Here is a 22257-nt window from a genome sequence, read left to right as displayed (position 1 = left end):
TAGCGGGCACAAGCGCGCGGACTTCGAGCGGCCCGGCCGGCCGACTGCCGCTGATAGACGAACGCCATAGCCGAGCGTGGTGCTTCTTTAGCCAATCTCCTGCCGCACCTTGGCCGCGGCGTCGCACATTGCCTTCAGCTTCCCCAACGCAATTGCGCGCGGCATGTACTTCATGCCGCAATCCGGCGCGGGAACCAGCCGGTGGGGCGACACATATTTGAGGCCGTTGCGGATGCGGTCCGCGACAATATCGACGCTTTCGACCGCGGGATCGGCGAGGTCGAGCACGCCGAGCATGATCTTCTTGGACGAGAGATCCTTGAGCACGCCGAGATCGAGCTTCGGCTGCGCCGCCTCGATCGAGATCTGGTCGGCAATGGTGTCGTCGAGCTCGGCGAGGAAGGAATAGCCGGCCGGCTTGTTCGAGCCTGGCACGACCGCGGCATAGCCGAAGCAGAGATGCACGACGGTTGGCACGGTGATGCCTTGCAGGGCACGGTTGATCGCCTTGACGGCATAGCGCTTGGCGAGCTCGGGATTGTTACGCACCCAGGGCTCGTCGAGCTGGATTACGTCCGCGCCGGCCTTCTGCAGATCAAGCGCCTCGGCATTGACGGCCTCGGCGAGCGCCATCGCGAGTTCCTCCTCGTCCTTGTAGAACTCGTTCTTGGCCTGCTGGCTCATCGTGAACGGACCCGGCAGCGTGATCTTGGCGGCGCGGTCCGTGTTCTTGCGCAGGAACTGCATGTCGTGCAGCTCGACAGGGCCCTTGCGCTTGACGGGGCCGACGACGCGCGGCACCGGCGTCTGGGTGTTCCCGGTGCGCGCCACGATCATCGCGGGATTGTCGCCGTCGATCCCGTCGAGCGCCGTGGCGAAGCGGTTGGAGTAACTCTCGCGGCGGATCTCGCCATCGGTCACGATGTCGATGCCGGCGCGCTCCATGTCGCGGATCGCGACAATGGTGGCATCGTCCTGCGCCTCCTCCAGATGCTCCGCCGGCAGCCGCCACATGTCATGCAGGCGGGTGCGCGGCACCACCTTCGACAGCATCGCGCGATTCACCAGCCATTCGGGCTGCGGATAGCTGCCGACCACAGTGGTCGGCAGGATATGCGTTGGCATGGGCATGGGGATCTCCTTCTTATTGTTGTGAAACGCGGCTATCAGGCCGCGCGTCGCTCGTCCTTGACGGGATTGCGCAGGATGCCGATGCCTGAAATCTCGATCTCGACCGTGTCGCCGTCCTTCATCCACAGCGGCGGCGTGCGATAGGCGCCGACGCCGCCGGTCGTGCCGGTGACGATGACGTCGCCCGGCGCGAGCTCGGTGAAGGTCGAGCAATAGGCGATCAGGGCCTGGACGTCGAAGACGAGGTCGGAGATCGGCGCCTTCTGCACCTCGACGCCATTGAGGCGCGTGATGAGCGTCTGCTTGGTGACGTCGGTCAATTCGTCAGTCGTGACCATCCAGGGGCCGAAGCCGCCCGTGCCGGCAAAGTTCTTGCCCGGCGCGAATTGCGAGGTGTGGCGCTGCCAGTCGCGGATGCTGCCGTCATTGTAGCAGGCATAGCCGGCGACATGGCTGAGCGCGGCCTCGCGCGAGATGCGACGGCCCGCCTTGCCGATGATGACGGCCATCTCGCCTTCGTAGTCGAAACGCTCCGACTCCAGCGGCCGGATCATCGGCTGGCCGTGGCCGACCTGGCTGTTGGCAAAGCGGGTGAAGATCATCGGATGCGCCGGCGTCGGGTGACCGCTCTCGGCCAGATGCGTAGCGTAGTTGACGCCAATGCAGAAGATCTTGTCGGGATCGGGAATGGTCGGCAGCAGCGCAACATCCTGCAGCGCGTAGTCGGGCTTCTCGGCGGCGAGCTTCTTCAGTTCGTCGAACGAGCCTTTCGCCAGCAGCGCCTTCAGCGTCGGATAGGCCTTCAGACGCTTGCCGGCGTCGATGACGCCGTTGTCGGTGACGATGCCATAGCTCGGGCTGCCGGCGATCGTGAAGCTTGCAACTTTCATCAGTCAAACACTCTCTTCGATGGAGGATACATAGTCGTTGATCGGAAGTGCGATCTCGCCGTTGCGGATCGGAACGCATTGGGGCGGGAAATCCTGGCGGAAGCGGGCGCCGGCCGCCTCAGCGCGATCGAGGAACCGCTCGAGATGATCCATCGCGCCGGTCGGCAGATCGTGCAGCACCATCAGCGTCCAGGGCTGCCGGCTGCACTGGTCGAGCGCGCGCTCGGTCCAGCCACCAGGATCATCCCAGTCGCGCGGGATCGCATTCCAGAGCACGCAGCTGTGCTTGTTGCGGGCGAGATAGTCGACGACGGACGGCTTCAGCAGCCGCGCATCCAGATTGCCGCCGCCACCGAACGGCCGGAACCAGCGCTGCGGGTGCGCGAGATCGCCGATCGCAACTTGCGTCCGGCCGATCTCGTGCTCTGCCGTGTTGCTATCCTTCTGCTCACCGAGCGGAATGCTGTGCGTAAAGGTGTGATTGCCGATCCAGTGCCCTTCCCCGTGCGCTCGCGCCGCAAGCGCGCGCCGTGCGGGATCGGCGAGCTTCTCGCCGATCACGAAGAAGGTGGTCTTGATCCCGCGCTCGGCGAGGATGCCGAGTACGCGCGGCGTCACCTCGGGATCGGGGCCGTTGTCGAATGTCAGGGTCAAATCGTACACGCGGATACCTCAGGTCGCCGGCTGCATCGCGCCCGACGCGATCTCGTCATTGGCCTGACCGGCGCGGGTGCCGGTCTGCCAGATCGCCGCCTTGCGCTCGATCCAGCGGATCGCGGCATTGAAGGCGATGGCGAGGAACAGCACGAGCAATACGCCCGCGAACACGTGCGGGCTGTCGAGGATGGTGCGGTAACGCGAAATGAGATAGCCGATGCCGGCCGAGGAGATCAGCATCTCCGAGACGACGACGCCGACGATGACAAGCGCACCGCCGACGCGCAGGCCGGACAGCACGGTCGGGATCGCCGCGGGAATGATGACGCGGACCAGCCGCTGGCTCAGCGTCGCGCCCATGCTGCGCGCGGCGAGCAGAAGTTGCGGATCGATGGTCTGGATGCCTGCGGCGGTGGCGAGCATCGTCGGCAGGAAGCCGTAGATCGAGGCGAACGCGATCTTGGATTCCGAACCGATGCCGAGCCAGACCGTGAAGACGGGGTAGAGGATCACGAGCGGCACCGCATAGAGGCTCGACACCATCGGCATGATCAGCACGCGCGGGCGCGGCAGGCTGCCGACGATGGCGCCGAGCAGGATGCCGCCACCGCAGGCGAATGCCATGGAAACGACGACCTCGTAGAGTGTCACCGCGAGCGCGTGACCATATTCGGCCGCGTCCGTCCATCCCGCCATCAGCGTCGACGACAGCGACGGCAGAAACAGCTCGGGAATGAGACCGGTGCGCGGCAACAGCTCCCACAGGGCAATCAGGCCGATCACGATCAGGTATCGCAGCGTTTTGGCGCTCATCTCCGCCTCACGCCGATTTGCGGATGTGCCGCCAGATGCGATCACGCAACGCGCCGAAGGCATCGCCACTCAGCATCTCGTAGGTGCGAGGCCGCGGGAGCTGGACCTGGAGATGGTCGACGATACGGCCAGGCCGCGCCGACATCACGATCACCTCGTCGGCGAGATACACGGCTTCGGTCAGGCTGTGCGTGACGAACACGACGGTCTTGCCGGTCGCCGCCCAGATCCGCAGCAGTTCGTCGCCCATGGTCATGCGGGTCTGCTCGTCGAGCGCTGCGAACGGCTCGTCCATCAGCAGCACCGGCGGATCCTGCACCAGCCCGCGCGCGATCGAGACGCGCTGCTTCATGCCGCCGGACAGTTCATGCGGATGGCGTTTGCCGAAACCTTCGAGCCCGACCAGCTTGAGCGCATCCTGCGCCTTGGCGCGGCGCTCAGCCTTGGACACGCCGCGTAGCGCCAGCGGAAATTCGACATTGTCCTCGGCCGTGAGCCAGGGAAACAGGCTCGCTTCCTGGAACACCACCCCGACCCTGTCGGGGTCGGGCTGCGGGATCGGCGCGCCGCTGATCGTGATCGCACCGGACGTCTGCTGACGCAGGCCGGCCATCATCATCAGAAGGGTCGACTTGCCGCAGCCGCTCGGGCCGACCAGCACGACGAATCGCCCCGGCTTGATCTCCAGCGAAACGTCCTCCAGCGCGACGACGTCCTGCGACCTGGTCTTGAACACCTGGCCGACATTCTTCACCTCGATCGCGCCGGCCCGCGCGGCGGGTTTCAACGGGGTCACGTTCGCCAATGGCTGCATCGCGTTTCCACCCATCTGACAAGTTCGTTGAAGGTCATGGCAATCGCGGCCACCATCACGACGCCGGCCAGGAGCTGCTTCATCTGGAAATTCTCGCCCCAGGTCGCGATCTGGTGGCCGATGCCGTCGCGCGAGGCGTACATCTCGGCAAGGATCACACCGGTCAGGTTGAAGATCATGGAGATCCGCAAGGCCTCCAGCAGCACCGGCAGCATGCTCGGCAGATAGACCCGAAACGCCGTCTGCCATGGCGTGGCACCGTAGGAGCGCGCCACCGTCAGATGCTCGACCTTGACCGAGTCCACCGCCGTCGTGGTCGACATGATCACGATGAAGATGGTCGAGAAGAAGCCGAAGCCGACCTTCTGGGCAAAGCCGACGCCGAACACCAGGATGAACATCGGCAGGAAGATCGACTTCGGGATACTGAAGGCAAAGAACAGCAGCGGCTTGGCGACATCGGCGAAGTAGCGGTTCTCGGCAACCAGGAAGCCGATCACCGCGCCGAAGGGCACGGCCAGCGCGAACGCGGCGAGCACCTCGGTCGCGGTCACCATCAGATCCTTCTGCACCGCCGCGCGCTGCAGGAGATCGCCGAGCGTCGCGAACGTGTCGGACGCCGACGGCAGCAGGCGCGGATTGACGATGCCGGTGCGCGACAGCATTTCCCACAGGGCCAGGATCGCGACGATGATCGCGATCCGCGAAAGGTTGATGGCGAGCGTGCTCTGCATCGCTGCTACTTGGTCGGGACGGGCTTGAACTTGGTCGAGATCACGTCCTCGACCGGGACGATGTCCTTGAGGCCGCCGAGCTTGGCGAGATCGAGCGACAGCTGCACGGCCGCATTCACGTCAGCGGCGCCCATGTCGCCGCTGGTCTCGAGCTTCATGATGGTGTTGTCGTATTCCAGGCCGGCGATCTCCGGCGGCATTTCGTAGAGCTCGGCGATCAGCTTGACGGTGACGTCGCGGTTGGCACGCATGAACGCAACCGCGCCATAGAGCGCGTTCACCGCCTTCTGCACCAGCTGGGGCTTTGCATCCGCGAACTTGTCGAGCACGATCCACCCCGCCGTAAGGTTCGGCGGAACCGCGGTCGCGTAATCGAGGATGGTCTTGGCTTCGCCGGACTTCGAGATCTGGAAGCTGAGCGGCGAATAGACCACGGCCGCCTCGACGTTGCCAGCCAGCAGGTTCGGCACGAGGCCACCGCCGCCGACAGGAACGCGGGTGAAATCGATCTTCCTGTCCTGGATGGTCCAGAGCGCGAGCAGGTCGGAGCCGGAGCCGGCCGCGGTGATCGCCACTTTCTTGCCGTTGAGATCCTTGACGTCGAGCGTCGATTTGGTCGGGACCATCAGCTGCCAGCCGAAATTACCCATCGCGGCATTGGCGACGATGCGTGACATCACGCCCTTCTTGCGACCCGCGGAGACCAGGGACGGCGGATCGAGGATGATGTCTGCCGCGCCCGCGGCCATGCCTTCGAAGGTCTCGGCCCCGCTGCGATAGATGGTCAGCTCGGCCTGGATGCCTTCCTTCTCGAACAGCTTTTGCCGCACGGCCGTCTCGGCGATCGTCGTCGGCCAATAGGTTTTCGTGGGCAAACCGACGCGAATGGTGTCGGCGGCGCTCGCAGGGCCGGCCAGCATTGCGGCGGCAACGAGCGACATCAGCGCATGACGGCGATTGATCTTCATTGTTTCCTCCCGGTCTGTATTTTTTTGTGCCGAATTTCTAGGGATCGTCAGGTCGCGCGGCTCACCTCCGCAATGCGCGAGGCGGCGAGCTCCACGAATTCCTTGGTGATGCCGAAATGCTTTGACAACGCGCGAACTGCCGCATCCGCGTCGCGCTTTACCACGGCGGCGACGATCGCCATGTGCTCGGCCTCGACGTCACGCGACTTGCTGCCGAGCGCGCGACGGATCGAGAGCCGGCGGTAGCGCTCGCTTTGTTCATGCAGCACGTCGCGGAAGCCGAGCAGCCACGGCGAGCCGCAGGCATTGACCAGCGCACGATGGAAGATGCGGTGACGGATCACCCATTCCTCGTAGTGCACGGTGGGATCATCAGGATAATGATAGGGAACGGCCTTGAGATCCGCCCAGGCGGATTTCACCGATGCGAGCCAGGCCTCGCCGCCACGCTCGATCGAGCGGCGGAGCGCAAGGCCCTCGATGTCGATGCGCGTCTGCGTCACGTCGGCGAGATCGGCGAGCGAGACCGGGCTGACGCGAAAACCGCGCTGGTCGGAGGCCTGCACAAGACCGTCGGCGACCAGGCGCGACAACGCTTCGCGCACGGCGGCAAGGCTCACGGAGAACTGCTTGGCTAGTCCCGCGATGTGCAGCTTCTGCCCCGGCAGCAGCCGCGTCGCCAGGATGTCGGCACGCAGGCGCTCATGCAGCGCCGATGTCAGGCTGCGCGGACCATTCCCGGGGCTTCCGGACAATTGGAACTGAAGCGGACCCATGGTGGGATGATTGCAAGGCCGGGCTCGCAGGTCAATAAAAATCGAAAATCGATTTTTTGGTCAGATTGCGCCATCCCGTGCTCGACGTCCTAAGGATGAGGGGCTCCGGACGGCGCGACGTCGAGACGAACGGCGACACCGTTCAGTTCGGGGCTGGGCGCCGGGTAAAGCTTCATGACCAGCGGATCATGGCCGGGGACGATGTGGTCCGCGCTGGGTGCTGCGGCGCGCAGCTTGTCGAAACCCACCAGCATGTCGCCGACATGAAACGCCGTCGTGAACGGACGCTCGCTGGTCATGTTCTCGTAGAAATGACTGACGTCGGAGGCGAGCACGACGGGGCCGCGGCGCGTGTTGACGCGGACGAACTGAAGACCGGCGGAATGGCCCCCGGCGGCATGAACGGTCAATCCGGGCGCGATCTCAGCGTCGCCATCGTAGAACAGCACCCGCCGCGCGTAGTTCAGCCGCACGATTCCGCAGATATCCTCGACCTCGAAGGAATGCGACAGACGTGGATAATGCATGTAGCGCCCAGTGGCGTACGCAAGCTCGCGCTCCTGGAGATGAAAGCGCGCATTCGGAAACCGGTCGAAATTGCCGGCGTGGTCGTAGTGCAGATGCGTGAGGATGACGTCCTTGACATCGGCGACGTCGACATCGAATGCCGCCAGCGTCTCCACCGGGCAGCGCAGGAAATTTCGCCTGCGCTGCTTTGCCACTTCCGCGTTGAACCCGGTGTCGATGACGAAGGTGCGGCCACCTCCCCTCGCCAACCACATGAAGTAGTCCATCGGCATCGGCCCGTCGTGCGGGTCGCCGCCGATGAAGTGCTCGCTCCGCTGCGCATCGCGCGTGGCATAGCGGATGGCGAAGAGCTCGTATTCTGGGGCAGCCATGGGACTCTCGCTCAGGAACCGGCCGCGTCGACCTCGTTAAAAGCCTCGCGCGCGTTGCGGAAGGCGTCGATGCCGGCGGGCACGCCGCAATAGACCGCGACCTGGAGCAGAATCTCCTTGATCTCCTCCTTGGTCAGGCCGTTCTTCAGCGCGCCCTTCACGTGTAGCTTCAATTCGTGCGGGCGGTTCAGCGCGCCGAGCATCGCCAGATTGACGATCGAGCGCGTGCGACGGTCGACGCCTGGCCGCGTCCACAAGGCACCCCAGCAGAACTCGGTCGACCATTCCGCCATCGCGCGCGTGAACTCGTCGGCGCCGGCGATCGACTTGTTGACGTAGTCCTCGCCGAGCACCTCCTTGCGAACTTTGAGGCCTTTTTCGAACAGTTCGGTCTTGCTCATGATCGTCCCTTTCAGGTCTTGAGAGAGTCTAGTTGGAAGTTGTTTGGCGCGTCGCCGACGACGGACGTAGCGATTGCAGGAGTTCACCGACGTCATCGACCGCATCGAGCCGCCAGACAGCGTCGATGACGCGGTCCGCATCCCAATCGCTTCGACCGGTCCGTACGCCTTCGCGCAGCTTGTCTTCGATGTCGTGGTCCGACAGCGCTGCGGCCTGGCTGCCGCGCGGCGACGTCACGGTCTCGGTGAGCACCTCGCCGGACGACAGGCGCAAGGCGACGCGCGCAGCGCCGTCCGGCATCTGAGCATCGAGCTCCGCCCTCACCTTCTGCCGCATTTGCACGATATCGGGCCGGACCACGGTCTCGTGCACGAACTCGACCACACCCGCGGTGCCGAGCAGCAGTCCGCAGGCCACGCAATGATGGATGCTGACGCGGGCATCGCGCTCGTTGTTGACGGGACGATCGCCGCGCGCGAGCAGCAGCGCTGAGCCCTGCACCGTCACGGACTCGATCGGATCGACGTTGCGGCCGATCCGCTCGCGCAACATGAGGCAGGCATCGATGACCGAATGGAACACGATGCCGGCGGGATAGGGCTTGTAGGTGTTTTTTGCGATTTCCCAGGTCTTGCCGAGGCCATCGAGCAAACGAGCAAGATCCGGCACGTCACCCATGGTGCGCGCCCAGCCGAGCGGACCTTCGATGGCGCGCGGCGCGGCCTCATAACCCTGCTGTGCCAGCAGCGCGGCGAACAATCCGTTCCTGGCGGCGTTGCCGACGCTGACATTCTTGGCGGCGCTCGGCAGGTTCTCGACATTGCCGGCCGACTGGCTCGCCGCAACTCCGATCGCGTTCGCAATGCCTTCCGCAGGCAGGCCCAACAGCTTCGCACAGGCTGCGGCCGCACCAAAGATTCCGCAGGTGGAGGTGATGTGCCAGCCGCGCGCATAATGGCGCGGCGAAACCGAATTGCCGATGCGGCATTCCACGTCCACGCCGAGAATGAACGCGGTCAACACCTCGCGCCCCGACAGTTTTCGCGTCTCCGCAAGCGCAAATATGGGAGCGGCGACCGGCGCGACCGGATGAATGATCGTCTCGGGATGGGTGTCGTCGAAGTCGAGCAGATTGGCCGAGATGGCATTGAGAAACGACGCGCATAGCGCATCCATCGGCTCGGAGTGACCGATGACCGTCGATGTCGCGGCGCCGCTGAACGGTGACAAGGTCCGCATCGCGGCGACGACCACCGGATCGCGCGCGGAGCCGAGCGCGGTCGCAAAGAAATTGAGGATCGAGCGCCGCGCCTCGACACTCTGCGCCTGCACGTCCGCCCATGACGACGCCGCGACGAAATCGGCGAGCGTCCTGCTCACACTCGGAATTGGATCTTGTGGCACGCGGGGCGTCTTCCTCGTTTTCCCGAACCATAGGACGATCCGCGGCAAACTGTCGACCCCAAATGTTATGCTTGACAGCTTGTCTGACAATCATAACAATCCGCCCCGTTGGCGCGGGATCCCGCTGCCACGACGACGGCGGCCGGAAAGGCCGGCCGGCGACAACGGTTGACCAACGAGATCAAGAAGGCGCGCCCGTCACGGGATCGCGCGACAGGGAGTAGACGATGGCGGGAGAGATCCTCGGCGTAATCGGCACGGGCCGCATGGGCGGCCCCATGGCGGGGCGATTGATCGACGCGGGCTATTCGCTCGTCGTCTACGACACGCAGGCTGAGGCAGTGCAGCCGCTGGTCAAGCGCGGCGCGCAACTCGCAAAGTCGCCGGCCGACGTCGCCTCGCGCGCCGACATCGTGCTCGTCAGTCTGCCGACGCCCGACATCGTCAAGGCGGTTACGCTCGGCCAGGACGGCATCGGCAGCGGCAATCGCGCCAAGATCGTGATTGATCTCTCGACCTCCGGTCCCGGCGCGGCAAAGCTCGTTGCGGAAGGCCTGAAGGCCAAGGGCATGACGCTGGTCGATGCGCCCGTGAGCGGCGGCATCAAGGGCGCCGTCAACGGCACGCTGGCGGTGATGGTGTCGTGTCCGCAAGCGACCTACGAAACCGTGCAGCCGATCCTGAAGAATTTCGGCAAGCTGTTCTACACCGGCGACAAGCCCGGCGTGGCGCAGACCGCCAAGCTCGCCAACAATCTGATGGCGGCAGCCGCGCTCGTGATCACCTCGGAAGCCGTCGCGATGGGCGTCAAGGGCGGCGTCAACGCAAAGGTGCTGATCGACATCATCAACGCCAGCAGCGGCCGCAACAGCGCCTCCGAGGACAAATTCCCACGCGCAGTGTTGCCCGGCACGTTCGATTTCGGCTTCGCCACCGGACTTTCCTACAAGGACGTCCGGCTCTGCGTGGACGAGGCCGAGGCGATGGGCGTGCCGATGGTCTGCGGCGCGGTGGTGCGGCAGATGCTCGCAATCACCAATGCCAAATATGGTGCGTCGTCCGACTTCACCTCGATCGCAAAAGTGCTCGAGGAGTGGGCCGGCGTCGAGATGCGCGGCTAAGCGCAGCTCGCGTTCAGGGAGAGCGATTGCGATGACGATCGGCCCGACCGGATCAGGCAAACTCTCGCTCGCGCGCCAGATGGCGCGGAGCGCGCTTGCACTCGATCTCGGTGATTTCGGGCCGGACGTCGTCGCCAAGGCAAAGCTCTGCCTGCTCGACTTCCTGTCCTGCGCCTTCGAGGCCGGCCAGCATGCCTGGAGCCGCCAGGCCGTCGCGATCGCACAAGGCGGCGGCAACACGACGATCATCGGAACGTCGCAACTCTCCTCGCCGGCCGATGCCGCCTTCGCCAATGCCGTGATGGGGCATGGCCTCGTCCGCGAGGACATGCATGCGGCCAGCATCGCGCACCACGGCGTCGTGATCTGGCCGACATTGCTCGCGCTGTCGGAACAGGCGCCGCTGCACGGCGCAAGGCTGCTCGCCGCCGCCATCATCGGCTATGAGACCGGCGCGCGGATCGGCCGCGCTTTGCTGACCTCCGATCTCGCCCGCCTCTATCGTCCGACCGGCCTCGTGGCCCCTCCGGGCGCGGCGCTCGCCGGAAGTTTTGCGCTCGGCCTCTCCGAGGACGTAGCCACCAGCGCCATCGCGATCGCGACCAACACGTCCAGCGGACTGAACGAATGGCCGCATGCCGGTGGCTCCGACATGTATTTCCATCCGGGCTTTGCAGCCAGCAATGCGATCAAGGCGATCGGCCTGGCCGCAGCCGGCGCTTTCGGCTCCGAAACCATCCTCGACGGCGAGGCCGGCCTGTTCGCCGCATATCGCCGCCAGGCCGCGCCAGCCAGCATCGCGCTCTTCCCTGATGGCGAGTGCGAGATCATGGCCGTCTACAACAAGCCGGTGCCGGCCTGCAACTTCGCGCAGACCGCCGCGCAGGCCGCGCTCCGCGTCTCGCACGAGCTCGCCAGCCCTGACGAGATCGACCGGGTCGTCATCCGCGCGCCCGATGCCGCCGTTCGCTATCCCGGGTGCGATTCGATGGGGCCCTACCGCAACGCGCTGCAGGCCAAGATGAGCATTCCCTTCAGCGTCGCGGCGACGCTGGCGCGGGGCGAGATCGAGGAAGAGAATTACTCCGAGCTCGACGATGCCGACATCATTCGCCTCGTCGCGATCACGGATCTCGAGGCCGATCCTGGCTTCACCGCCGCCTTCCCCGGCAAGCAGGGCGCGGACGTGACCGTGCATCTGCGCAGTGGCCGGACGATCCGGCACGCGCTGCCCGACGTGATCGCGGCAACGCCTTCAGAAATTCGCGGCCGCTTTCGCGCTGCCGCTGCCAGAGTTCTCGGCGAGGATCGCGCGCACCGGCTCGAACAACTCGTCGACGATTGCGAGCGGCTCGGCAATGCCGGCGCCATTGCGGCGCAATGCCGCCTAGAGACGGAACGGGTCTTACGATCGGCATCATAAGAAATGCCGGAGAATACGGGGGAAACATGGTCGGCTTGGAGGCCAGTCTAACATTGTCGGCAGCGCGGAGGCGTGGCTGATGGAAGGATTTCTGCAAGCGCTCGCCGCGGGCCTGCTGATTGGCGCCGTCTATGGGCTGATGTGCGTCGGGCTCGGCCTAATCTTCGGCGTCATGCGCGTCATCAACTTCGCTCACGGCGATTTCATGATGCTTGGCATGTATACCGCCTTCTATCTCTTCACCGCCGCCGGCGTGCAGGCTCTGTTCGGCAATACGGTCGGGCCGTTCGTCGCCATCCTGCTGGCCGGCCCCGTGCTCGCCGTGTTCGGCTATTTCGTCCATCGGACGCTGATCTCGCGCGTCTCCGGCACGCGCACCGCCTCGCTCGAAGGCGAAGGCCATTACGCCCAGCTCATCCTCACGCTCGGCATCGCGCTGATCCTGCAGAACGGCGGCCTCATCGTGTTCGGCTCGGTGCTGGCCTCGATCCGCACGCCGCTGTCGAGCTCGGCCTGGGAGCTCGGCCCGTTCTTCGACATGAGCATCTTCCTCAACAAGGCCCGCAGCATCGATGCGGTCGTGTCGCTCGCCATGATGATCCTGCTCTCGCTGCTGATCGCGCGCACCCGGATCGGCAAGTCGCTCCGCGCCGCCGCCGACAATCCGACCGCGGCGACCTATATGGGCATCGACGTCGACCGCGCGCACCGCACTGCGTTCGCACTCGGCTGCGGCATCACCGCGATTGCCGGCGGCCTGCTCGCCACCAACTATCCGTTCCATCCGTTCGTCGGTCTCGAATACGTCATCGTCATGTATGCCGGCGTCGTGCTCGGCGGAATGGGCAGCATCATCGGCGCATTCTGGGGCGGCATGACGATCGGCCTCGTGCAGCAGATGTCGACGCTGATCCTGCCGACGCAATTGCAGAACGCCGCGATCTTCGCCGTCTTCCTCCTCATCATCTTCTTCCGTCCGCAGGGCTTCTTCGGGCGCATGGTCGAGAGGACGTGATCATGCTCCGGACGCGTTCCTTCCTGCCGCCCCTGCTCTTCACCCTCGCTTACGCCGGGATCTCGCTCGGCGTCACCAACTCATACTACCAGCTGATCCTGACGCTGGTGCCGGTCTGGGCGGTGTTCGGCCTGTCCTGGAACCTGCTCAGCGGATACACCGGGCTGATCTCGTTCGGCCATGCCGCCTTCTTCGGGATCGGCGCCTATGCGACCGCGCTCGGGCAGATCTATTTCAACATCTCGCCCTGGCTGCTGATCCCGATCGCTGCCATGCTCGGCGGCATCGCCGGGCTCCTGATCGGATTTCCGACCTTCCGCCTGCAGGGCCACTACTTCGCGCTGGCGATGCTCGCCTATCCGCTCGCCATTCTCTACGTATTCGAATGGCTCGGCTTCCAGGAGGTGACGCTTCCGATCAAGCGCGACGCGCCGATCGCCTTCATGCAGTTCACCGATCCCCACATCTACACGCTGCTGGGGCTCGCCATCATGCTGGCCACCATCGTGCTGACGCAGGTGATCGAGCGCTCGCGCTTCGGCATGGCGCTGCTTGCGATCAAGCAGAACGAGGCCGCGGCCGAAGCGGCCGGCATCAATACGCTGGCCTGGAAGCTGCGCGCGATCACCCTGAGCGGCGCCATCGCCGCCGCCATCGGCGGTTTCTACGCGCAGGTGCTGCTGGTCGTGACCCCGCAATCGGTGTTCGGCATGCTGGTGTCCGCGCAGGCACTGACGGTCGCAATGTTTGGCGGCGTCGGCACGGTCTGGGGTCCGGTCATCGGCTCGGTGATCCTGATCCCGCTCGCCGAGATCCTCCATGCGGAAGCCGGCGCGCGCATCCCCGGCATTCAGGGCGTCATCTTCGGCATCGCAATCGTCTGCGTCATCCTGCTGGCGCCGGAAGGCCTGTTCTGGAAAATGCGCGATCTTGTGCGCAAGCGGAACGCATCGAAGGCAACGGTCAGTGACGCGACGGAGGCAACGACCACCAACGTCACACCGCTGAAGCCCGCCGCGCGGCAGCGCGCCGCGACGGGCGAGGTCGTGCTCGAGGTCCGCAACCTCTCGCGCTCGTTCGGCGGCCTCAAGGCCGTGCAGGATGTCAGCTTCAAGCTGCACAAGAACGAGATCCTCGGCATCATCGGCCCCAATGGCGCGGGCAAGACGACGCTGTTCAACCTCCTCAACGGCTTCCTGAAGCCGAGCCAGGGCGAGGTGCTGATCGACGGCCGCAACATGTCCGGACAGCGGCCGCACGTGATCTGCGAGGCCGGCATCGGCCGTACCTTCCAGGTGATGCGGCCGTTCCTGCGCATGTCGATCCTCGACAATGTCGTGGTCGGCGCCTATGTGCGCGCAAGCTCCGACGAGGAAGCCCGCAAGCTGGCCGCCGACGCGGTCGCGCGTGTCGGACTCTCCGCCGTGGCCAGTCGTGTCGCCGGCGAGCTCTCGACCAAGGAGTTGCGGCTGATGGAGCTGGCTCGCGCGATCGCCGGCCAGCCGCGCATCCTGCTGCTCGACGAAACGCTCGCGGGCCTCGGCCATGGCGAAGCGGACGAGGTCGTCGCCGTGATCCAGCAGCTCGCGCGCGACGGCATGACCATCGCCATCATCGAGCACACCATGCAGGCGATGGTCCGCCTGGTCGATCGCTTCCTCGTGCTCGACCACGGCGCCGTCATCACCGAGGGCCTGCCGGAAGTGGTGACGCGCGACGACCGTGTGATCGAGGCCTATCTCGGCAAGAAGTGGGTGGGCCATGCTGCGAATTGAAGGATTGAGCGCGGGCTATTCCGCAAAACCCGTCCTGAATAACGTCTCGATCAATGTCGGCGCCGGCGAGTTCGTCGCGATCGTCGGCCCCAACGGCGCCGGCAAGACCACGCTGTTCAAGACGATCTCCGGCATCGTGAAGCCGAGCGGCGGCGGAATCACCTTCGACGGCGTTGATCTCCTCGCCGTACCGCCGCCGCAGCGCGCCCATCTCGGCATCGCCCACGTCCCCGAAGGCCGCCAGGTGTTCCCGTCACTGACTGTGATGGAGAACCTGGAGATGGGTGCGATGACCGAGAGCGGCAGGCGTGATTGGCGGGGCAATATCGAGCGGATATTCGAATGGCTGCCGGTGCTGAAGGAGCGCCGCAACCAGTTCGCGGGTACGATGTCCGGGGGCCAGCAGCAGATGCTTGCGATCGGCCGCGGCCTCGCCTCCTCGCCGAAGCTCCTGATGCTGGACGAGCCCTCGATGGGCCTTGCGCCCTCGACCGCGGACTTCATCTTCGATCGGCTGATCGAGATCCGCCGCCAGTCCGGGCTGACCATGCTGCTGGTCGAGCAGCGCGTCGCGGAGGCGCTGGAATCGGCCGACCACGGCTACGTTCTCGAAGCCGGACATGTCGTGCTCGAAGGCAACAACGACACGCTGCGCGCCGACGACCGCGTGCGCAAGGCCTATCTCGGCATGTGACCAACACAAGAACAAGGACAAGGGAGAGAACACAATGAACAAGACATCGAAGGGGCTTTCGCGCCGGACCGTGCTGTCCGGGGCCGCCGCCGTCAGCCTTGCCGGCGTGGCACGCGCGCAAGCACCCGCCGAGGTCAAGGTCGGGCTGATCGTGCCGCTGTCGGGCATCTACACCCGCCCCGGCCAGGTGATGAAGATGGGCGCCGAGATGGGCATCGAGCACATCAACGCGCAGGGCGGCATCAAGGCGCTCGGCGGCGCCAAGTTGAAGCTGGTCGTGATCGATTGCGGCGACACCACCGAGAAGGCCAAGAACGCGGCACAGCGCATGGTCGCGCAGGAGCCGGATCTCGTTGCCGCCACCGGCTCCTATCTCTCGTCCTTCACGCTTGCGGTCACTGAGGTCACCGAGCGTGCCGAACTGCCGATGCTGACGCTCTCTTATTCGGACCTTTTGACCGACCGCGGCTTCAAATACATCTTCCAGACCGCCGCGACCGCGAGCCGCCAGTCCGAACTCGGACTGCCGACGTTGATGAAGCTCGCCGAGAAAGCATCCGGCAAGAGGCCGAAGACCGTGGCGATGCTGATGGACAACACCGCAACCTCGGTCGCCACCGCCAAGGCGCTGAAGGAGAAGCTGTTCGCGCAGGAGGGCCTCCAGCTCGTGGTGGAGGAAGTCTGGACCCCACCACTCTCGGATGCGACGCCGCTGATCCAGAAGGTTCGTTCGGCAAAGCCAGATCTGCTGCTCTTCATGCCGAACGCGGTCTCGGACGCAAAGCTCGGGCTGGAGAAGATCAGCGAGTTCGGTCTCGGCCAGGGCAAGATCCCGACCGTGTCCTTCAGCATCACCATCGCCGAGCCCGACATGCTCCAGAGCGTGAGCCCGGAGATCGTACAGGGCATCATGACCATCGTCGCCAGCTGGGGCGCGAAGGGTCACGAAGCACTGATCGCCGAGCTCAAGGCCAAGTACAAGGAGCCTTGGGCGACGCAGAACGTCATTTCGACCTATGGCGACATGTGGGTGATGAAGGAGGCGCTGGAAAAGGCCGGCAAAGCCGACCGCAATGCGGTCGCACAGGCCTTGCGGTCGCTGGATGCCGGCGATTCGAAATATTATCCGGGCGGTCAGCTCAAATTCGACGAAAAGGGCCGCCGCGTCGGCGCCGGCGTCGTCATCGTGCAATGGCAGTCGGGCGTACCGGTCACCGTTTATCCGCCCGAGCTCGCGCAGGCAGAGCCGTTCTGGCCGAAGAAATCCTAACAGCGTCGCGCGATTTTTCAGGGAGGAGAATTGTCATGACTGCAAAGAACAAGATCACGATATCGCGGCGAACATTGCTTGCCGGTGCCTCCGGCACGCTGATCGCATCCCGCGCCGGCTGGGCGCAGCAGCCTTCCGAAGTGAAGGTCGGCCTGCTGGTACCGATCTCCGGGCTCTATGCGCGCCCCGGCACGGTGATGCGCGAGGGCGCCGAGATGGCGGTCGATCACATCAACGCGCAAGGCGGCATCAAGGCGCTCGGTGGCGCCAAGCTGAAGCTCGTCGTGCTCGATTCCGGTGACACCACGGAGAAGGCCAAGAACGCGGCCCAGCGGATGGTGGCGCAGGAGACCGATCTGGTCGCGGCCAGCGGCGCCTACCTTTCCTCCTTCACCCTCGCGGTGACCGAGGTCACCGAGCGCGCCAACCTGCCCATGCTCACCCTCTCCTACTCCGACCTCATCACCGAGCGCGGATTCAAATACGTGTTCCAGACCGCGGCCACCGCGGGTTCACAGGCGAAGCAGGCGTTGCCGCAGCTCATCAAGCTGGCAGAGACGGCCTCGGGCAAGCGGCCGAAGACGGTCGCGATCCTGACCGACAACACCGGCGCCTCGATCGCCTCCGCAAAGGCGATGCGCGAAGGCCTGCTGGCGGAGAACCAGCTGCAGCTGATCGTCGACGAGACGTTCACGCCGCCCTTGGCGGACGCGACGTCGCTGGTGCAGAAGATCCGCTCGGCGAAACCCGATCTGCTGTTCTTCCTGCCGACGGTGATCTCGGACGCAAAGCTGCTGCTCGAGAAGATGAACGAATTCGGCCTCGGCCAGGGCAAGGTTCCGACGATCTCGTTCGGCATCGCGATCGCCGAGCCGGACATGCTGCAGACCGTCAGCCCCGAACTGCTTCAGGGCGTCTTGACCTGCGTCGCGAGCTGGGGCGCCAAGGGCCACGAGGCGCTGATCGCCGAATTGAAGACCCGCTACAAGGAGCCGTGGATGACGCAGAACGCGATCTCCACCTATGGCGACATGTGGGTGATCAAGGACGCGCTGGAGAAGGCCGGCAAGGCTGATCGCGTCGCCGTCGGCGAGGCGCTGCGCACGATGGATGGCGGTCCCTCCAAATATTACCCGCTGGGCGAGATCAAGTTCGACGAGAAGGGCCGCCGGGTCGGCGCCGGCATGACCATCGTGCAGTGGCAGTCCGGCGTGCCGGTGACGGTATTCCCGCCCGAGCTCGCGCTGGCAAAGCCGTTCTGGCCGAAGACCTGACAACACCAACAAGAAACGGAGAGCAACATGGACAAGGCGACCTATGACCGCGGCCTCGAAATCCGCAAAAGCGTGCTCGGCAACGAGTTCGTCGACAAGGCGATCGCGTCCGCGGACGAGTTCAATCGCCCGATGCAGGACCTCACCACGGAATATTGCTGGGGTTACGTCTGGGGCCGCGAGGGCCTGACACGCAAGACCCGCAGTTTCCTGAACCTGGCGATGCTCTGCGCGCTCAATCGCCCGCACGAGCTGAAGACGCATGTCCGCGGCGCGCTCGCCAACGGCGCCACCAAGGAGGAAATCCGCGAGGTCTTCATGCAGGTCGCGATCTATTGCGGCGTGCCCGCCGGCGTCGATGCGTTCCGCAACGCCAAGGAAGTCTTCGCCGAGCTCGACAAGAAGTAGCGGAGCGATGGCTGTGATGAAGGGCAAATGGGCACTCGTGACCGGCGCGACCGCGGGCCTCGGACGGGCCATGGCGGACGGCCTTGCCGGCGCGGGTGCCAACATTGTCCTTCACGATCTCCTCGCGCCGAAGCAGACCGCGGACGAACTCCGCGCCCGCTTCGGCGTGGAGGTCGTCGCGGCAAGCGCCGATCTCGCCCAGCGCGAGGCGATCGAGGCCATGATGGCCGATTTGGTCAGCCGCTGCGGCGGCATCGATATTCTCGTCAACAACGCCGTCATCAGGCATTTCTCTGCCATCGAGCAGTTTCCGCCCGAGAAATGGGAACAGGCGCTGGCCGTCAACCTGTCGGCCCCGTTCCACCTGATCCGCCTGGCGCTGCCGGCGATGAAGCAGCGCGGCTGGGGGCGGATCATCAATCTGGGCTCGATCTATTCGAGCCGCGCGGTCGAGGAGCGCATCGACTACGTCACCACCAAGACCGCGATTTTGGGCATCACCCGTGCCGTCGCCATCGAGACGGCCCGCAGCGGGATCACCTGCAACACGATCTGCCCGGGCACGCTGCCGACGCCGGCGATCCTCAACAAGATCGCCGGCATTGCTGCCAATAGCGGCCGTCCGGTCGATGACGTGACGCGCAAATATCTCGGCGAGCGCCAGCCGACGCAGCGCTTCATCGGAATGGATGCGGTCGCCGCCATGGTCGTTTTTATCTGTAGCCCGGCCGCAAACGACATCACCGGAGCCAGCCTGCCCATCGACGGCGGCTGGTCGGTCGCATGAGGACCTTGGAATGGGAGTGCTGCGATGACTGAACAATCGGGCCAGACCGTCGTGCTGACGGGTGCCGCCGGCGGCATGGGTCGCGCCATCACCAAGGCGCTGCTGGAGAGCGGCCGCCGCGTCGTGCTGGTCGATCGCGATCCCAAGGCGCTGCAGGAACTGGCGGCGACGGGCGGGGACGCGGTGTTTCCGATCCAGCTCGACATCAGCGACGCAAAGGCCGCGGATGGCATGCCGGATGCGATTCCCGGTCATTTCAAGCCGGTCGACGTCCTCATCAACAATGCCGGACACGATATCGGTGGGCGGACCCGCTTCGACATCGGCTCCGCGGACGACTGGTCCAACATCATCCAGACCAATCTGATCGGCCTGATGCGCGTTACCCGCGCGATCCTCCCCGGCATGGTCCTGCGCAATACCGGCCATGTCGTCAACATCAGCTCGATCAATGCCGTCCGTATCGTCCCTGACATGGCCGCCTACAGCACCAGCAAGGCGGGCGTGCACATGTTCACTGAGACCCTCCGGGGCGAGCTGGCGGAAACCGCAATCAGGGTGACCGAGCTCCAGCCCGGCCTGACCCGGACCAATATCATCCTGACCCGCTACCGCGGCGATACGCAGAAGGAAAAGGACTATTTCGAGCAGTTCAGGATGGCGCTCGATCCGGCCGATATCGCCCGGTCCATCGTCTTTGCCCTCGACCAGCCGCCGCACGTTCAAATTGCCGAAATGATGATTCTGCCTGTAAACCGGTACTGACTTTTCCCGAACAGGACCCGGACATGGAAAGACGTAGCGAATTGCAGTCGACACTCCGCATCGAGGACGTCCCGACCGTCCGGGCGATGGTCGCGCAAAAGCTGCGGGAGGCGATCATGTCCGGAACGCTGAAACCGGGCCAGCGCCTGGTCGAGCGCGAGCTCTGCGAGATGATGGGCGTCAGCCGCCCCTCGATCCGCGAAGCGCTGCGCGCCCTCGAGGCCGACGGGCTGGTCAATACCGTCCCGCACCGTGGCCCCGTGGTCTCGACGATCAGCCTGGAGGAAGCCCGGCAGCTCTACGCGGCACGCGCGGTCCTCGAAGGATACGCGGGCCGCGAATGCGCCCGGCTTCATGACCCGGAAGTCGCACGCCGGATCGGGGATGCCCTGACACGGCTGAAGGCCGCTGCCGCCAGGCAGGATCTGGTCGGCTGCCTGGAAGCCAAGACCGATTTCTACGCCGCGCTGATCGCCGGCTGCCGCAACGCGTTCATCGAGCGCATGCTCAAGCCGCTCCACGACCGCATCCAGCTATTGCGCATTACGTCGATGTCGCAGCCGAAGCGAATCAACAAGAGCCTGCGCGAGGTCACGGCGATCTGGCGCGCGATCCAGAGCGGCGATGCGGATCTCGCCGAGCGCTGCTGCGTCGACCACATCAACGCGGCCGCAGTGGCCGCGCTGGACATGATTGAAAAATCGTCGGCGGCCAAGGAGGCGGCGCCTTCCGACGACTGAAAAATGCCGCCAGGGAGTGTTCGATGAAGTATCTCGTACGATCGCTGATCCTGCTTTTCCTGTTCTACCCTTGCGGCACCGCGATCGCGGACGACTATCCCAATCGCCCGGTCACGATGATCGTGCCGTTCTCGGCTGGCGGCCCCGGCGACGTCATCGCGCGCATCCTCGGCAACGCCATGAGTGCGACGCTGAAACAGTCCATCGTGATCGAGAACGTCGTCGGCGCCGGCGGTACGCTGGGCACCAACCGTGTCGCCAAGGCCGCGCCCGATGGCTACACGCTGCTGCTCATGCATGTCGGCCAGGCCACAGCGCCCGCTCTCTACGCAAAATTGCCGTTCGATCCTGTCGGCGACTTCGCCATGATCGGGCTCGTGACCGATGTGCCGATGATCCTGGTGGCCCGGCCGGACTTTCCGGCCAAGGATCTGAGCGAGATGATCGCGCGCATCCGCAGCGAGGGTGACAAGATGACCTTCGGCAATGTCGGCCTCGGCTCAGCCTCGCAGCTCTGCGGCCTGATGTTCATGAGCACCACCGATACCAAGCTCTCGCAGATCTATTACAAGGGCGGCGGCCCGGCTCTGAACGACGTCATCGCCGGCCATATTGATATCTATTGCGATCCCGCGACCGGGCCGACGCCGTATATCCAGTCAAAGACGATCAAGGGCTACGCGATCACCAGCAAAGCGCGTGTCGCGACCCTGCCTGACGTGCCGACCTCGGCAGAGGCCGGCTTCCCCGAATTCGACGTCACGACCTGGTACGGTCTCTACGCCCCGCGCGGCATACCGAAGCCGGTGGTCGACCATCTCGTCGGCGCGCTGCAGACGGCACTGAAGGATCCTGCCCTGATCAGCCGCTTTGCCGAACTCAGCATGGCGCCGGTCGAATCCAGCCGCGCAACGCCGGATGCCCTGGAATCCTTCCTGAAGTCCGAGATTGGCAAATGGGGACGGATTATCAAGGCGGCCGGAATCGAGCCCCAATAGACGCCAAGCGGCGGTGGCACACTAAAGCGCGATGAGATTTGGAGAATCGTCATCGCGCTTGAGGTCGTTGTTTACGCATGATCTTTCCGGAAAACCGCTTCGCACTTTTCCAGATCATGCTTTAGCGGCTTACTTCAGCGACTCGCTGATTGCGCTTGTGGTCTTTTGTACGACTTGGATAAGGGCCTCTTCCCGCAGCATGGCCATGCGTTATGGAATGCCGAATAACGTCACGCGGCGTCGTCGCAGGATGGATGTCGCGATGGCAGCCGCATGCCTTGTGAGCGGGGAGCCAGGGATTGCCGTGCACATCCGGGCCTGCACCGCTCATATGGACGCGTGATCCGGCGCGGACGCAGCATCGGCTTTATGGAAGCGGAGCAACGGGATTCGAGCGATCTGCTGATTGCAACGGCAAGTTCGACGGCAGCGATCCGGGTTCAGGAGCGCAAGGTTTCAAGCAAGCAATGAGTTCAAGCCGATCGTGTCGACATGCGCT

General features: G+C 64.7%; 23 protein-coding genes. 12 read left to right on the top strand and 11 right to left on the bottom strand.

Features of this window, described 5'->3' with window-relative positions; translation table 11 throughout:
- Positions 1 to 87 precede the first annotated feature (87 nt).
- From QA642_RS14350 to QA642_RS14300, 11 genes are all read right to left on the bottom strand, one after another.
- On the bottom strand, positions 88 to 1131 hold the full coding sequence (locus QA642_RS14350; protein ID WP_283085231.1) for a 5-methyltetrahydropteroyltriglutamate--homocysteine methyltransferase: 1044 nt from the start codon (positions 1129 to 1131) through the stop codon (positions 88 to 90).
- A gap of 35 nt (positions 1132 to 1166) precedes the next feature.
- Positions 1167 to 2021 (bottom strand): fumarylacetoacetate hydrolase family protein, encoded by an 855-nt coding sequence (locus tag QA642_RS14345; RefSeq protein ID WP_283085230.1) that lies wholly within the window; start codon positions 2019 to 2021, stop codon positions 1167 to 1169.
- Between the two features lie 3 nt (positions 2022 to 2024).
- Positions 2025 to 2684 carry a polysaccharide deacetylase family protein gene (locus QA642_RS14340; RefSeq protein ID WP_283085229.1) on the bottom strand — a complete coding sequence of 220 codons (660 nt, stop codon included), beginning with the start codon at positions 2682 to 2684 and terminating at the stop codon, positions 2025 to 2027.
- A 9-nt stretch (positions 2685 to 2693) separates the two neighbouring features.
- Positions 2694 to 3491, bottom strand: coding sequence for an ABC transporter permease (locus tag QA642_RS14335; protein WP_092218420.1), 798 nt, complete (start codon positions 3489 to 3491; stop codon positions 2694 to 2696).
- Between the two features lie 7 nt (positions 3492 to 3498).
- On the bottom strand, positions 3499 to 4305 hold the full coding sequence (locus tag QA642_RS14330) for an ABC transporter ATP-binding protein (RefSeq protein WP_283085228.1): 807 nt from the start codon (positions 4303 to 4305) through the stop codon (positions 3499 to 3501).
- Entirely contained in the window at positions 4284 to 5039 is a 756-nt protein-coding gene (locus QA642_RS14325) for an ABC transporter permease (protein ID WP_283085227.1), read from the bottom strand. The genes QA642_RS14330 and QA642_RS14325 overlap by 22 nt, the downstream gene beginning before the upstream one ends.
- 5 nt (positions 5040 to 5044) lie before the next feature.
- Positions 5045 to 6007 carry an ABC transporter substrate-binding protein gene (locus QA642_RS14320; protein WP_283085226.1) on the bottom strand — a complete coding sequence of 321 codons (963 nt, stop codon included), beginning with the start codon at positions 6005 to 6007 and terminating at the stop codon, positions 5045 to 5047.
- 47 nt (positions 6008 to 6054) lie between these two features.
- Positions 6055 to 6783: a GntR family transcriptional regulator gene (locus tag QA642_RS14315; protein WP_283085225.1), complete on the bottom strand. Its 729-nt coding sequence runs from the start codon at positions 6781 to 6783 to the stop codon at positions 6055 to 6057.
- 89 nt (positions 6784 to 6872) lie between these two features.
- On the bottom strand, positions 6873 to 7682 hold the full coding sequence (locus tag QA642_RS14310; RefSeq protein ID WP_283085224.1) for an N-acyl homoserine lactonase family protein: 810 nt from the start codon (positions 7680 to 7682) through the stop codon (positions 6873 to 6875).
- Between the two features lie 11 nt (positions 7683 to 7693).
- The gene (locus QA642_RS14305; RefSeq protein WP_028137131.1) at positions 7694 to 8083 is read right to left on the bottom strand and encodes a carboxymuconolactone decarboxylase family protein; all 390 of its coding nucleotides are present in this window, start codon (positions 8081 to 8083) and stop codon (positions 7694 to 7696) included.
- A gap of 28 nt (positions 8084 to 8111) precedes the next feature.
- Positions 8112 to 9488 carry an MmgE/PrpD family protein gene (locus tag QA642_RS14300; RefSeq protein WP_283085223.1) on the bottom strand — a complete coding sequence of 459 codons (1377 nt, stop codon included), beginning with the start codon at positions 9486 to 9488 and terminating at the stop codon, positions 8112 to 8114.
- Between the two features lie 227 nt (positions 9489 to 9715).
- Between QA642_RS14300 and QA642_RS14295 the strand changes: the two genes are divergently transcribed.
- The 12 genes from QA642_RS14295 to QA642_RS14240 all read left to right on the top strand — a co-directional run bounded on the left by QA642_RS14295 (position 9716) and on the right by QA642_RS14240 (position 21758).
- Positions 9716 to 10609 (top strand): NAD(P)-dependent oxidoreductase, encoded by an 894-nt coding sequence (locus tag QA642_RS14295; RefSeq protein WP_283085222.1) that lies wholly within the window; start codon positions 9716 to 9718, stop codon positions 10607 to 10609.
- Positions 10610 to 10640: 31 nt separating this feature from the next.
- Complete coding sequence (locus QA642_RS14290; RefSeq protein WP_283085221.1) at positions 10641 to 12032, top strand: MmgE/PrpD family protein; 1392 nt, start codon at positions 10641 to 10643, stop codon at positions 12030 to 12032.
- A 79-nt stretch (positions 12033 to 12111) separates the two neighbouring features.
- Complete coding sequence (locus QA642_RS14285) at positions 12112 to 13047, top strand: branched-chain amino acid ABC transporter permease (protein WP_283085220.1); 936 nt, start codon at positions 12112 to 12114, stop codon at positions 13045 to 13047.
- A 2-nt stretch (positions 13048 to 13049) separates the two neighbouring features.
- Positions 13050 to 14822 carry a branched-chain amino acid ABC transporter ATP-binding protein/permease gene (locus tag QA642_RS14280; protein WP_283085219.1) on the top strand — a complete coding sequence of 591 codons (1773 nt, stop codon included), beginning with the start codon at positions 13050 to 13052 and terminating at the stop codon, positions 14820 to 14822.
- Positions 14809 to 15516, top strand: coding sequence for an ABC transporter ATP-binding protein (locus QA642_RS14275; protein WP_283085218.1), 708 nt, complete (start codon positions 14809 to 14811; stop codon positions 15514 to 15516). Before QA642_RS14280 ends, QA642_RS14275 begins: the two co-directional genes overlap by 14 nt.
- Positions 15517 to 15550: 34 nt before the next feature.
- Positions 15551 to 16786, top strand: coding sequence for an ABC transporter substrate-binding protein (locus tag QA642_RS14270; protein WP_283085217.1), 1236 nt, complete (start codon positions 15551 to 15553; stop codon positions 16784 to 16786).
- A 35-nt stretch (positions 16787 to 16821) separates the two neighbouring features.
- Positions 16822 to 18060: an ABC transporter substrate-binding protein gene (locus QA642_RS14265; protein WP_283085216.1), complete on the top strand. Its 1239-nt coding sequence runs from the start codon at positions 16822 to 16824 to the stop codon at positions 18058 to 18060.
- A gap of 27 nt (positions 18061 to 18087) precedes the next feature.
- Positions 18088 to 18468 (top strand): carboxymuconolactone decarboxylase family protein, encoded by a 381-nt coding sequence (locus tag QA642_RS14260; RefSeq protein ID WP_028137140.1) that lies wholly within the window; start codon positions 18088 to 18090, stop codon positions 18466 to 18468.
- A 7-nt stretch (positions 18469 to 18475) separates the two neighbouring features.
- On the top strand, positions 18476 to 19255 hold the full coding sequence (locus tag QA642_RS14255) for an SDR family oxidoreductase (protein WP_283085215.1): 780 nt from the start codon (positions 18476 to 18478) through the stop codon (positions 19253 to 19255).
- Between the two features lie 24 nt (positions 19256 to 19279).
- Entirely contained in the window at positions 19280 to 20020 is a 741-nt protein-coding gene (locus QA642_RS14250; RefSeq protein WP_283085214.1) for an SDR family oxidoreductase, read from the top strand.
- A gap of 23 nt (positions 20021 to 20043) precedes the next feature.
- A complete protein-coding gene (locus tag QA642_RS14245; protein ID WP_283085213.1) occupies positions 20044 to 20760 on the top strand; it encodes a GntR family transcriptional regulator in 717 nt (238 codons plus the stop codon).
- Between the two features lie 23 nt (positions 20761 to 20783).
- Positions 20784 to 21758, top strand: coding sequence for a tripartite tricarboxylate transporter substrate-binding protein (locus tag QA642_RS14240; RefSeq protein ID WP_283085212.1), 975 nt, complete (start codon positions 20784 to 20786; stop codon positions 21756 to 21758).
- Positions 21759 to 22257: the final 499 nt, after the last annotated feature.

The sequence above is a fragment of the Bradyrhizobium sp. CB2312 genome, assembly GCF_029714425.1.
GTDB lineage: Bacteria > Pseudomonadota > Alphaproteobacteria > Rhizobiales > Xanthobacteraceae > Bradyrhizobium.
This window is presented reverse-complemented; position numbering and strand designations above follow the sequence as displayed.